General features: G+C 44.0%; 9 protein-coding genes and 1 pseudogene. 1 reads left to right on the top strand and 9 read right to left on the bottom strand.

Annotation, left to right across the window (positions count from 1 at the left end; translation table 11 throughout):
• Positions 1-139 precede the first annotated feature (139 nt).
• From J2Z66_RS22505 to J2Z66_RS22470, 8 genes and pseudogenes are all read right to left on the bottom strand, one after another.
• Positions 140-5,005: a DUF4838 domain-containing protein gene (locus J2Z66_RS22505; RefSeq protein WP_209974581.1), complete on the bottom strand. Its 4,866-nt coding sequence runs from the start codon at positions 5,003-5,005 to the stop codon at positions 140-142.
• A gap of 240 nt (positions 5,006-5,245) precedes the next feature.
• Positions 5,246-5,974 (bottom strand): SDR family NAD(P)-dependent oxidoreductase, encoded by a 729-nt coding sequence (locus J2Z66_RS22500; RefSeq protein ID WP_209974579.1) that lies wholly within the window; start codon positions 5,972-5,974, stop codon positions 5,246-5,248.
• A 283-nt stretch (positions 5,975-6,257) separates the two neighbouring features.
• Entirely contained in the window at positions 6,258-7,247 is a 990-nt protein-coding gene (locus J2Z66_RS22495) for a LacI family DNA-binding transcriptional regulator (protein WP_209974577.1), read from the bottom strand.
• 138 nt (positions 7,248-7,385) lie between these two features.
• Entirely contained in the window at positions 7,386-8,669 is a 1,284-nt protein-coding gene (locus J2Z66_RS22490) for a hypothetical protein (protein WP_209974575.1), read from the bottom strand.
• A 175-nt stretch (positions 8,670-8,844) separates the two neighbouring features.
• Positions 8,845-9,891, bottom strand: coding sequence for a hypothetical protein (locus J2Z66_RS22485; protein WP_209974573.1), 1,047 nt, complete (start codon positions 9,889-9,891; stop codon positions 8,845-8,847).
• A gap of 688 nt (positions 9,892-10,579) precedes the next feature.
• A pseudogene (locus J2Z66_RS42865) lies at positions 10,580-10,672 on the bottom strand (integrase); the annotation flags it as partial.
• A gap of 62 nt (positions 10,673-10,734) precedes the next feature.
• Positions 10,735-11,118: a hypothetical protein gene (locus tag J2Z66_RS22475; protein ID WP_209974571.1), complete on the bottom strand. Its 384-nt coding sequence runs from the start codon at positions 11,116-11,118 to the stop codon at positions 10,735-10,737.
• A gap of 265 nt (positions 11,119-11,383) precedes the next feature.
• Positions 11,384-12,337 (bottom strand): phosphotransferase family protein, encoded by a 954-nt coding sequence (locus J2Z66_RS22470; RefSeq protein ID WP_209974569.1) that lies wholly within the window; start codon positions 12,335-12,337, stop codon positions 11,384-11,386.
• 102 nt (positions 12,338-12,439) lie between these two features.
• Here J2Z66_RS22470 and J2Z66_RS22465 point away from each other — a divergent pair, with 102 nt between their 5' ends.
• On the top strand, positions 12,440-13,489 hold the full coding sequence (locus tag J2Z66_RS22465) for a bifunctional transcriptional activator/DNA repair enzyme AdaA (RefSeq protein WP_209974567.1): 1,050 nt from the start codon (positions 12,440-12,442) through the stop codon (positions 13,487-13,489).
• Here the strand turns inward: J2Z66_RS22465 and J2Z66_RS22460 are convergent.
• Positions 13,482-13,901, bottom strand: a complete 420-nt coding sequence (locus J2Z66_RS22460; protein WP_209974566.1) for an HIT family protein — start codon at positions 13,899-13,901, stop codon at positions 13,482-13,484. The two genes, J2Z66_RS22465 and J2Z66_RS22460, sit on opposite strands and share 8 nt — an antisense overlap.
• Positions 13,902-13,921: the final 20 nt, after the last annotated feature.

Below are 13,921 nucleotides of genomic sequence, written 5' to 3'. Positions count from 1 at the left end.
AAGTGTTGATCAGGATAACAGAGGCATTTTCTACTGTTTTTCATAAAGTTTCTTCTACCTCAATATAAAAAAAAGAAACCAGTGCAATTAAGCAGCTGGTTTCTTTGAGATAGAGGCCATCAGGGTTTCAGAATATGATTTATGTTTCACCTAGCCAAAATTTCACATCATCCAAGTAGATTTCCTGTTCAGCATCGAAAGCTTCTAAAAGGACACTCATATTTACTCTGCTTACCCCTGCTGGTATTTCTCCAACCCATTCAATTTCAGACCAGCCCCCAGCGGAGCTGCTAATGAGCTTAGCGGCAGGTTTTATTTCGCCCACAAAATTGTTCTCCGCATCATAGAGATCCAACTGAAGCCGGATGGTTCCACTGCCTGTTGATCCCTCTGGTGAATAATAGGAGGCGGACATTCCATACACACCGGATTGAACCGTTACGGATTGAAAAATACCTCCAATGATTCCAATGCCTGTGGCCTTGAGACCATATGCTTCGCTCTTTTTCGCATCGGTGCTTCTCTGTATCATGCCATCTTCTTGAAAAATCCAGTAACCCCAATAATCGCTAGTCTCTAGAGTCGCACCTGCTGTTTCGAAGGAAGAATTCACGTTAATAGGTGTTTTCGGATTTTCGACATGTATATCCGGACTCAAACGGTTGAAGTAGGCATCGTCCACGTAGAGTACCTGGTCAGGAGCGAAACTTTCCAGAATAACACCTATATTTACTCTGCTTGCTCCTTCAGGTATTTCTCCAATCCATTCTAGTTTAGACCAGACCCCTGAAGAAGCGATAGCCCGCTTGGCAACAGTTCTAATATCACTCATATAGTTGTTCTGCGCATCATAGAATTCCAACTGAAGCTTAATGGTGCCGTTGCCTGTTGATCCTTCTGGTGAATAATAAGCGGTGGACATTTCATAAAGGCCTTCTTGAACCTCTGCGGATTGAAAAACACCTCCAACAACACCAATGCCTGTGGCCTTGAGACCATATGCTTCGCTCTTTTTCGCATCCGAGGTCCTCTGTATCGTGCCATTCTCTTGATACACCCAATAGCTCCAAGCATCGGTAGTCTCAGGAGTTGCACCTGCTGTTTCGAAGGACGCATTCGCGTTAATCCGCGTTCTCGAATAGTCGGCATATATGTCCGGGCTCAAGCGGTTGAGGTAGAAATCGTCAATGTAGACCACCTGATCGTCATCGAAATTTTCCAGTATGGCATCAGCCTCCACTCTAACGACACCCTCTGGCAATTCACCTGCCCAATACATGCTTACCCAATCTCCTGCAGTATCTGCGATGCGCTTCATTTGCGGCTGAACTGTTCCGACATATTCATTCTTCGCATTCCAGAGATCAATCTGTATGCGAATCGTTCCCTTGCCTGTAGTTCCTTCTGGCGAATAATAGGCAAATGACATCTCATGAACACCGGGCTGTACCGCAACCGACTGTATCACACCGCCTAATTTAATCCCTTTGGACTTAATACTGTAGGCTCCATTCTTTTTCACTTCATCAGTTCTCTTCATTTCAAGACCATTATGCAGCCACAAGCTCCATGTATCGGCCAAATCTGCAGTAGTTCCAGCGACCTCAAAGCCCGGATTGGCGTTCATCAGCTTTCTCGCTTCGGGATCTGAACTCCTTAACAAGATGTAGGCATAGCTGCGAACAGACCTTACCTGATCATTCAGATACAAATCATTGAGCAGCAGATGAACTGCCCCTTGTGCATCCTCTTGCTCCAGCCAGAAAAGTATCGCGTCCATTTCATTTTTGGTTATACCCGACCAAATACGCGAGTACCCTCCAAGGGTTTTAGTGCCAATAAAATAGGGACTAAGTGCTTGCTGGAGGAATGAATCCTCTGCGAAAGCCTCAACTAAATCCTTCCGCTTTTCTGCGAGCCTTATTTTCTCCATGACGGTCTGCACCAATGCTAGCGCCGTCGTCTCATCGGTTGGTAGAGGAACAGCTCTTTCCTCCACATTGTGGCTTATTGCAGATGCTTCGTAGTATTCGAATGAACGCAGCAGCGCCTGGGCGCGCTTCTTTTGCTTGACAGTAACAGCCTTCGCTACAACCGATTCCAGCAGGCTGCGGCTTAGCGCCATATCCTGAGGGGTGACTGCATTCAGATAACTGTCATCGAGGAAGCTCATATAGTTCATACGCGGATTTGACTGTGCCCAATCGGAATACCACTTCGTTTGGAACATCCGGTTTTCCCAGAAGTCTCTCCAAATCTCATAGTACGCTGCCAAATCGGCAGCCGCCTCTGTGCCCGCAACACGTTCATACCATTCGTTCGTTAGAGCATTTACATCCTGCTCCGGGTCCCACTGTAATCGGGTCGTGACCCATGGCTTCGGACCTTCTCCAAAATTCGGCACCAGCTCGGCATAATGCGCAACAACGCCTGCATCTTTGGCGTATTTATAATTATCATCTAATATATGGAGGTATGTTCGCGGAACCATATAAGGTGTTCCAAATAAGTATTCGTAAAAGGCCAGTCCCGGGGCTGCTTCCGCCCAATTTTCCGTTAATTCATGTCCTGCAGTTTTTAGATTCGGGTCTCCCCAAGACAGACGATCATCTGTAATATAAACAATAACCCGCGGATCAAGCGTGATATTCGTCGGCGGATCATACACCTCCACATACGCAAGGAGTCCCAAATATTTATCCGGGTTCACAGCAAACACGCCTTTGGATACTTCATTTACCCAGTTGTAATAAATATCGGACATATCGGTAAAGCCGACTGAATTGACTTTATTCGGGTAATCAGGATGGTTCGGATTATCCTCACAATAACCGCTTCCGTTAGCCAAGCCGTCATTCACACCTAGTGAATAGGAGGTAGCCTCCGGATTTGCTGCGAAATAGGCGTTGATGTTCTTAACGGCCTCTTCCACAATCCCTTCTGCTGTAAAACACGGCTGCCAGCCACCATGCGTGTCCAGATAAGCTCCAGCCGGATAAAAGTCCGGATTGGAAGTCTTGTATATCTCAGGCGGGAACAAATTAAATAAATTATGTTTGAATTCAACGCGTCCATGCATCCGATTGCTTCGAGCCCAGTCTGCACGCTCCGGAGTATTCGTAGCATGAACATCATATTCACGGGAGAAGAAGGCAGGCTCCTGACGAATAAAATCATTTGCAGGCACGGATAGATCGGCATGCTGCGGCACATCCTCCCAATCTTCCCCTGGTCCCAGCCAGCGGACACCTAAGTAGCGCTCCAGAAATTCATCAACGCCAAACTCCGTTCCCCATGCAGTCGGACCCGCAATCGTAATACGCACTTCATGCTGCTGAATAACGAAGCCGTCCCCATCCATCCCGGCAAGCGGGTTCGTCTGACCCTCACCTGTCGGGAGCCCCTGGGCACCTACATAGATTTCGACCTCGATACCGGCAGGCAGGCTTTCCACTGAAGCAGGATCATCGATTAGAATCGGAAGCTCCGCTCCCGTAGACTTCTTCACATAAGCTGCCAGCTTGGCAGCCGCATCCTGTGTCTGATTATCTGCATTCAATGCCACCCTTATCACAGCTGCTGGTTGACTATTATCCACAATTTGCAGCGGTGGACTTAAGGTCGGCGTGGGGGATGGGCTTACATATTCTCCACCCGCAGAGGGGCCAAAGCTTGAAACCTTTACCTGTTTACGCTTATCCTCTGTGACTAATTGCGAAGCGATTGTAGCTGACACTCCGCTTGCAAAGCTCACTTCATCCGGCCACTGCTCCAGCATAGCACCACTTACATGAAGCTTGGCAAGTTTAACCGTTCCTTTTCCTTTGAACTGCGCCGCTGCCTCAACTATCAACGTGCCGATGATTGAGTTCAATTCCAGTTCAATGCTTGGGCCTTTCGCAGTATTAAGCACATTGCGGAAAGTTCCTTTGAGACTTACACCCTTGGGCTGCACAGTATCAGGAATGTTCACCTCAACATCTATAAAGCCGCTTTCAGGAGTTGCGAGTTCGCTTTCCTCCAGAATTCCTCCGGATAGCATCATGGTTTGTGCTATTTCCGTCGTCCCCGAAACCGCAATTCTCACTTGTCCGTTCCATTTGTTTATGACGAGTATTCCTTGTAGCAGTGAGTTCCGAACGATGATACTGTTTATGCCACCGCCCATCACATACATGTTCCCTTTCACTGTAACGCCCTCGAGAATCAGGTCACCTTCTCCGACACCTTGGGTTACATACAAATCACCGGATATAACCTTATCTTTCAGCGTAACGCCATCCGTATTCACAACTAAATTTCCGGCAACTTCACTGCTATCCGTTCCTGGCTCATTAATTAGCGTTCCCATTACGTTATCGATCAACTGCACAATTTCTGCCCGGGTGATCTTACCTTTAGGAACAAATTGCTGATTCTCTCGCCCCTGAATATAGCCGCCCGCCTGTAATCCTGTTACAGCCTCAAGCGCATAGGAAGAGATCTGGTTGTAATCTGTAAATTCTGCTACTGCTGTTCCTTGATTATCCTTGCTGTTGAAAGCGATGCGGAAGGCTCTGGCCACAATGACCGCTGCATCCTCGCGTGAAATTTGTGCTTCTGGCTCGAACTTGCCACCGCCCACACCTTCAATGATGCCTGCGGCATATATGTTGGAAACGTCCTCCGCATACCACGCATTGGTTTGTACATCCGCGAAAGGTTGGCCCCCTGTGCTTTGAGCACACTGAAAAATTTGATTCATCAACACAACAAACTCAGCTCTTGTAGCTAACCGATCCGGACGATACTCGTTATCTCCGTAGCCTTGTATAAGTCCTTGGTTAATCCATTTGCCCATAACAGGCTTTGCCCAATGTCCTGCCAGATCAGACTGATCCAGACCACCATAGTCATCCGGCTTAGGACTGTTGCCCAAAACCGTTGAGCCTAAAGGCAGAATCGTTGTGATCATTATACAAATAGTCATGATGATGGACAAACCGCGTTTGAATGTTCTACTCATGCTAACTTCATCTCCCTGGTTCTATAATTTTTTCAATTTAATAGCGCTTTCATTCAGTTCATGTGCCAAAAGGAAACGTTTACATATTATGTCAATTAATCTCCTGCTAATCACCCCCTTTTATCTTTCTCTTTGATCAGTAGAAGCTGTTTCTCATTTATTTTTAACGCGAGTATGATCTTGCCTGAAAAATGCATTTCATAGCAAGATCTTACCGCCGAATATGTTCTTCTTAGTCTCTTAACGCATAAAGCCACCATCGATCGGATACAAAGAACCTGTGACATAGGAAGATGAGTCAGATAGCAGGAATGCAGCAAGCTCAGCAACTTCCTCTGGTCTCCCACTGCGTCCTATCAGGTTGTTAGTGTCTTGTTGCAAACTCTCGGCATTTTTAATATCTCCAGGAACGATAGCGTTAGCACGTAATCCATGCTTGGCATATTCGACTGCAATAATACGGGTCAGATGGTTGACCGCTGCCTTCGCTGAGCTGTAAGCTGCCGTTGTATTTTTCACCGGGATTTTACCCAAAATAGAGGACGTATTCACGATCGAGCCCCCTCCAGTTTCAATCATGGCCTGAATCGTATATTTATTGACGAGAAAGGTACTCGTGAGTGTTCCTGTAGTAACAGCTTCCCATTCTTCAAGACTCAGATCGAGGACTCCTTTCCAGATCTGGGTGTACACGTTATGGAAAAGTCCATCAATCCGCCCGAACACTTCTTTGATTTTAAGCACACTTTCCTTCACTTGCTGCTCATTTGTGGCATCTGAAATGCACAGCACAAGCTTATCGGCATATGTTGCCTGCAAGCGCTGAATGTAAGCATTGCCCTCACCCCCCCGGATATCCGTCCCAAAGACGAAAGCTCCCCTGGCAAGAAAAGCCTCCAACGAGGCCATCCCAATTAACCCCATGGCTCCAGTAACCCAAATCACTTTATTTTGCAGCATATCTTTCATCTCTCATAAAGCCTCCTATATGTAACCTCAAATAGCCTCCTGATTGTTTTCATCTTTGAAGCATAGACCAAATATAAATTAATTAATTATTATTGTCAATACATAAACTGATTTATTCGTATTCATAAAAAAAGAGCCACAATTCGCATTGCCGCTGCTTCACAAATGGTTTATCTCATAAATTCATTTATAAAAAATGGGGTCTTTCCACGCAAAAAAAACAACGGTTGCTGACCGTTGCGTTAATATCAGTATCGATCTAATTTCCTGCATAAGGGACTTGTTATTCCTGCTTTTCACGATGTAATGCGCATGTGCCCCCATCAAAAAAGCTCATTTCCGACAAGTAAAGAACTTCCTTTTTCCGATTTTGGTTTTGAATAATATCCATTAACCTTCTGACCGGCCTTTCCGCTGACTGTTCCACAAACACAGCAGTCAATTGTGGAATACTGATATGAATCAACTCCGTGTAGCCGTAACCAATCAGGCTTTTTTCAGCCGGGATTTTTACTCCCATTTCCTTGAGCCGCTGCAAGGCACCAAATTGAATAATCGTGTTCACGCAAAAAACAGCCGAATATTCAATCTTCAAGGCTTCCATTCTCCCACACATTTCATAGCCGTCTTCTTCCTTGCCGATTTGTACCAATTCTTTGTTAACCTCTACCCCAAAGTCCTCCAGGGCCTGCTGGTAGCCTTCCAAGCTGAGCTTATGAATTTCTAAATCAAGGCTGCCGTTGAACAGCGCGATTTTACGATGTCCGAGCCGGATTAAATATTTAACCGCTTCGTAAGCCGCTTTCCGGTGATCCGGAATGACCATATGCAGATCTTCGCGCGCACTTCCGCCGTAAATAACATAAGGAATGCCCGAATCTTCTATCAATTCAATAATCGTATCATCCATGTCCCCCGAGACAATAATCCCTTTCACCTTCTGCGATGCGAGGAATTGCCTAAGATTAAGATGTTCCAACGGCAAAGAGCTTATATTCATAAACAGCAAATTGCAGTGAAATTCTTTCAATGTTTTTTCGATTTCTTTCAATATGCAAATGTATCGGGGATCATCCGATTCACGATTGTACAATATAAAACCAATTTGATCACTTGATACAAAATCTTTATATCCTAACTCGGAGGCTGCTTGCAATATTTTATTTCTCGTCTCCTGGGAAATAGTGCTGCCAGGCGTATTATTGAGCGCGAGTGAAACGGCCGCTCTGGATACGCCCAGATATTCAGCAATATCTTTTTTCCTTACAGTCATAGCCTTATTCCCCTTATAGGTTTTATCCTTAGCATACATAAACAAAGAGCGTTCGTCAAACCTATTAGTAAATTAATTTATGAAAAGGGGGCTATTGGGATCCGTCGGTTATTTCTTCAGTTATCTTTGGATATACACCTATTTGTTCATCTGCTTTACTTCCAGCACTTTAAGCGACACCGACGCGTACTTCGTAATGTCTGCGGGTACGACTGCTTCGAACGGCCGAAGCGCGCCGCTTCCCGGGTAGGCATCGTCGAACACAAGGCTAAGTGGCATTCGCGCGATCGATTTTCCGTCAGCGTTCAGGAAGGACAGATCTGCTAGCAAATGATGCGCGCCGGCAAGTTTATACGCATATTGGCCCGCAATGACGCCGAACGCGCCTTCCTGCCTTACCTGAATGGCACCAATCCGCAAATCTTGATTAGCTGCGTCCACAACGGCCATGGGATCGCCGGGTGCGATAAGGTTTGTGATTTTCCCATTAAACATGCCGAGCTCGACGATCGCAAACGCAAACTGATTGATGTCCTGATCCACTGTCAGATCAACGGTTGTCTGCTTCCCGCTGATAAGACGGACGGTCGCTTCCGAGGAGACGCCTATCCGCTCTCCCTTGTCGTCATAGAACGCGACTCTGAAGCCTGCCGGAATGGTCTTGCTCTGCTCGCGCCACTTCGTTCCGAGCTGCACCTGCGCACGAATCTGTGTCTGTTTCCCGTCAAAATATCGAGCTCCCAGCCCTACTTCAACATTATCACCGCCGTCGACCGCGTCCAGCTCATGCAGCCGGAACCAGACCGGCCCAAGCCACGAATCCGCCCGATACCAGTCGCGCCATACTGCGGTTACGTGCATAAGCTGCGGGGATACGCTCGCTCCGGTATCGTATTCGTTCGGAAAGTAGAAGAGTTTCGTTCGCTCTTTCAGCTGTACATCCGCTTTAATCGGATTGACCCCAGCGACTGCCAGCCATCTGGGCGCAATCCAGCGCTCACCATCCGAAGTCGCGATCTTATACCTTCCATCCCAGCGGGACAATACTTTGACAGTTTGCTTGCCGATCGTTCCCTTTTCCGAAAGAAGTCCGGGATCGGCGTACAGTTTTTCCTCATGCGACAGCTCAAGATACGTGTCAATCTTCTCCTCGCTGCCCTTTAGCGCGTTATTGGGGATGATCCATTTATCGCCAAGCCAGGTGGAAATCAAATACATCGGTACTAAGTACCCTTCCCCATGACCTCTTCGTATGCTGGAAGTTTGCAAGACACGGACTTTCTGCGGCGAGACCGCCCCCACTTCCAGTCCATGATCGTCTCGAAGCGCCGTTGTTTCAAACAACATCAGGCTTTCATCCGTTGATGTTGCGGCCTGCAAGACACCTGCCGTTTGTGCCGTTACAGCCATTTGACCGGGCAACGCGCCCGCCAGCAGCCCCAATGCCAAAAATAGAATGGCTTTCCTATTCACGAGTTTCGCCTCTTCCTTCTTCCTCAATTGTTCGTATATATGCAAGATCGTCACGAAATATTAGACACCAAGGCTTCCTGATTTGTTTCCCTAACGTTGAAATGAGCCATCCCTACTCTAATTATCATATACTTGCGTAGATTTCTTTAATAGTTGCAAGGGCGTTTCTCTCTAATTCCATCAACTCTTCAATTATTGCAGCACATTGTGCTTTCTGTTTTATTTCGCTCTCACGCGGCTCCATGTATGGATACATGTCTCTCAAAATTTTATATCTAGCAGCAATCTCGCTGTATATATGTATACCCTCGTCAATCAGCCGCGCGGTTGTCTCAGTCAATCTATCCTTTATTTCTGTCAGAAATTTAACTGCATGAGCCCTTGCTTCGTTCAAAATTTCTACGAAAAGGCTAAAAAAGTACTTATCAAGATCATTGCTTTCCAGCGCAGTTAACCACTTATCATAGGCTCTTGAACCAACCAGATACGTTTTACCCCCCCAGGTATAAGCCCCCTCCTCATTTAAACGAATAACTAATTCGAGTGCTTCCTTAAGAGCGGTCAGTTCATCTACTGCTGGGATTGGATTAGCCCAATGCAAAGAAATTAAACCACCCTCCGGGTTAACAATTTCGGATGACTTCCGGTAATTTACACAATTGATACAAGGGCAAAGGCTTAGACCCAGGCAGCTCCAAGGCAGCACATCTTCACTGTTCTCGTACCCTGTATGCCAGGAATGTGTATAATAACCGATATCATCTAAAGCATAGACGACTGACGTTTGATTTTCGATATCTAAATTTTTTGCAAACACGGGTTGCTTGGCGTTCATTGCAAGTCTTGCTTTCTCCCATGCCTCAGCCTGTAAGCTATTAAAATCTTCACCTTCAGCATAAACGTGCAGTCCATTAATCTCAATTCCGGTATTGCGAGCAAGTCGAAAAACTTCTGGCTCCGGTGGTCCCCCATTCGGTTCAACCAGATTTTCATCAAGTACATGTAAAAAAGCAACTCCTGTCATGCCATAGATCCATGATGCCGTTACAGGAATTTGATAATAGTCAACAACAGACTTAATTGCTCCGATTAGAGAAGCATCCAATCCAGTAAATTTGTAATTATCAAGCCTTATCATATTATTAAAATTGATTATACTGTCTTTCTGCATTTGTATACCTCCAACTATTAGTCATCGTACTTTAAGTTGAACAGTCCCTTTACTTCAATGGCTGCTTCAAAGCGACTGAGATATAGTCCCTTGGAATAACTATTCCCTGTTCCTTCCGAGCAGCTTGCATGACAGGAGCGATATGTCTGTTTTTGTATTTGTCTGCAGATACATAGGAGTTAACATATGCTTGAGTTACTTCTTTCCCTGTACTACAATCATAGCCAAGATTTAATGGGCTTGATCCTTTAAATTCTAAGTGTTTAGCTTCCATGATATGCGCATAGTCAGCTGTGAAAAGACCTTCGTATGTGCTAGGTACTTCAATTCTTAGTAGTACGTTCCCAACATATCTTCTCATCATTTCTATACCCAGGTCACCAAAATAGGGACAGTTTGTTAACCACGTGGGAAGCGGTTCAAGAAGACCCTCGACCATAAAACAACCTATGAACTCATTGGGTGGATTCGGACACACGTCAACAGGTAAGCGGGCAAACAAACCGCTATTAAGCGAAAAAATTTGTTCTAATCTATCTTCTCTTGTGTAATGGTAAAAAACGATATTGCCATTATCAGTATGTTCAATACATCCAGGATCGGGCTCATAACCATAATCACATAAACTCAGACTTCGATTATTCAAAAAATTTTCCCCAAGCCTCATCTCGTCATTCCCCTTGCACTTTGAATTACTTTCAGAATCATATATGTAATCTAGTTGTTCAGTATTGAGTCCTAGAACCGTATTCAAAGTCGTTATCCTAGCGTAGTTCATCATCGATACTAATCTCCATATTTGAGGAGTAAAATCTTCAACATCGGAAACATTTGCTCACAATGTTAGGCTTCACTTGGTCTCCAAACTTTAAATTTATTATTATCTAAGTCATAAAAATCAAACTCTTCAAACCAACTATGACTTATGACTTCAGTTACTCTTACATTTCCATTTATTAGCTTTTCATGCAATTGCCTAAGATTCTCTGTCCTAAAACAAAACGCAGGCATTTCATAATGCTTCTCTTCCTGCTGCCAAGCACTGGTTGTAAAATTTGTTGTTGTTTCATCCATTGTCTCTAAAAAAAATAATTCTGTACTTCCAATTTTCAAATGGTCTCCTTCAACAATAAGGTCGAAATGCTGCAAAAACCAATTCATAGATTTTGTTCGCTCTTTAACTGGGATATAGATGCTATCCAATGTGGTCAGTTTTGGATTTGACATTGAACTACTTCCTTTCGTCGTCTAATTGAGTTGGATTTTTGAAACATTCACCTTATCAAGGTTAACAGTAATCGAAAATTAAACTACATGTATCCACGTAGCAATGGAAAGTACATGCCATTAAAACAAGAACAAACGTTCTTTTTCATAATTTTACCATAATCTGTGTGATAAGTATAGTGATTTTGAAGTTTTTCCAGGGAAGTCAAAGAATATTTTGGCTCCTTTGAAAGAACTTCTTTTAATAAAATCTCCTTTGAAGTCATTATAATTTTTTGCTTAATAGGTCCATTTCAATCTTTATAGCTTTAATTAAATGCTCATGATAACTTCCCCAAGTTCTCTTGCATACGGCCCCTAGCCGTCTAATGCCTATCCATAATGCCCAGAGGTCTATTTCTAAACGGTCATTACTAGAGAGATGTCTGGCTTCGTCATATCCCCTTGCTAAGGAATTATAACCATAATAACGCTGATATTGACCGTCATGTATTTTGAAATGCCCTAAATCATACAGAGGACTGTTTCCTTGAATCTCTCCAAAATCAATAATTCCAGTATATTTCCCGGCTTGCTGAAAAATATGTGAATCGTCGAAATCCCCATGGATTAAACTGGCTTTATGTCTTAACATCAATTCAATTCCAGAACTAAAAAAACTTGTGATTTGGGATATGTCACTCTTACTGAATACTTGCTTTGATAATAAAGCTAAATCTTCGTCTAAAAATTCATAGATGTAATCATATAATGAGTTCTTTTCGCCTCGTAAAGTGGTTCCGTATTCCTCTTCACCTCTTTTAATCCAGCCAAAACCATCAACTTTCACTTGATTTATAATCGCAAGTTGTTTTCCTGCCTCAAAAAGTACACCCTCGTATTCGTCTACTGAAGAACAATCCTTAACATTGGAACCACAGATTTCTTTAACAAGCATCATTGACATCCCTATGGTTTCATTAAAATGCTCAAAGTGTATAACTTCTGGAACTTGAACTTCTTTTTGTCTAAGCAATGAATGTACATATACTTCCACACCAAAACTTAAACCTTGTTCTGGAAGAATCCGCAGATACAAAATATCCTCACCAAACTGAATACGATATACATAGGTAGATACACCACTAAATACTCTTTCTAGCTTAAAAGATTTGGAATTCAGGCAATCTCTTACTAGTTGTAACACTAATTCAATATTAGGAGCATCATTTTTGATCAATAGCTCAACCCTCTCTAAAAAAATGAATGCCTGATTTTCGGCGGCGTATTCGTATAAAAAAAGCTATAATTTAGGAACACCACAAAGTTTAAGGAGATAAGAATGATACTAGCCGATCGTAAAGAAGAATATTATAGGGCTTTATTAGAAAAAAGGACGGAATACGAGGGTGTTTTTTATGTAGGCGTTAAGACAACAGGTGTATTCTGCCGCCCAACATGTCCGGCCAGGAAACCAAAGTTTGAAAACTGCGAATTTTACGAGACCGCCGAGCAGGCACTTCTAGCTTCCTTTCGGCCTTGTCAACGCTGTCGTCCGCTGTCCCACCCTAATCAGGTCTCAGAGCTTGTTCGTTTGCTTGTAGAAGCCGTTGAGGAAAATCCAGAGAAACGATGGAAAGATCAAGATTTCGAGAATCTATCCATTGATGCATCAACGGCACGCCGTCAGTTCAAAAAACGATTCGGAATGACATTTGTTAAATACGCACGTGCACGCCGCATGGGACTCGCCTTGAAAAGCATAAGAGCTGGTCAGACTGTAATTGATGCTCAACTTTCAACCGGCTATGATTCCAGCAGTGGTTTCAGGGACGCATTTTCTCGTATTATGGGAGCGGCACCTACTTTATTAGACGATAGTAATCTCTTAAAAGCATCATGGCTGGATACTCCGCTTGGCCCTATGATAGCAATCGCCAATGAGGAAGCACTCTATCTTTTGGAATTTGTTGACCGCCGAGGTCTAGAGCGCGAAATTGAACGACTTCGGCAAAAAACGAAATCAGCGATTATACCTGGTATCACCAATCCGATTCGATCTATTGAAAGCGAACTGGCACAATATTTTGATGGTAAACTAAGCGAATTCAAAACTCCCTTAATGTTATTCGGATCTCCTTTTCAAAAGAGTGTCTGGGAGCAATTAATAAAAATACCATCAGGGGAAACACGTTCATATTCTGATATAGCCCTTACGGTTGGAAACCCAAATGCCTTCCGTGCTGTGGCTCAGGCTAATGGTGCAAACCAGCTTGCTATCGTTATCCCATGTCATCGTGTCATCAACACAAATGGCGGGTTGGGCGGCTATGGAGGAGGCTTAACTCGTAAAAACTGGCTGCTTAATCATGAGAAGCAAGGATCTAATTGAACATAGCATGCAGCTTCTGAGCTATTTCTATTGCGTCTTTTTCGTCACATGACTTTTCCTGTGAAATGTAATTAATACCTTTGGTTAAGCTATCACTCGTACGAGGAATGAAGTGTGCATGGAAGTGCGGGACACCATCGATCGTCACCAATGAATAAACACGTTCCGCACCCGTTATCTGTTTGATAAAGGCATACAGTTTTTTAACCAAGAAACCATACGATGCCGCCTCTTCATCAGTCATATCAGCAAAATCAAGAAAATGCCGCTTAGATTCTATCACTAATTGTCCCACAACCGATTGTTCCGCAGGAAAATGGCAGACCATCCAGTGCTCATCTTCATAAATATACCCCCCAGGTGGTTGGTGATTAGTAATGCCAGCATGTTTATCACAGATAAAACAAGACATTTGCATCGCCTCTTTAACAT

The sequence above is a fragment of the Paenibacillus eucommiae genome, from assembly GCF_017874215.1.
GTDB classification, from domain to species: Bacteria; Bacillota; Bacilli; order Paenibacillales; family NBRC-103111; genus Paenibacillus_AI; species Paenibacillus_AI eucommiae.
Note: the sequence above shows the minus strand (reverse complement) of the source record. Positions and strands in the feature narration are given on the sequence as shown.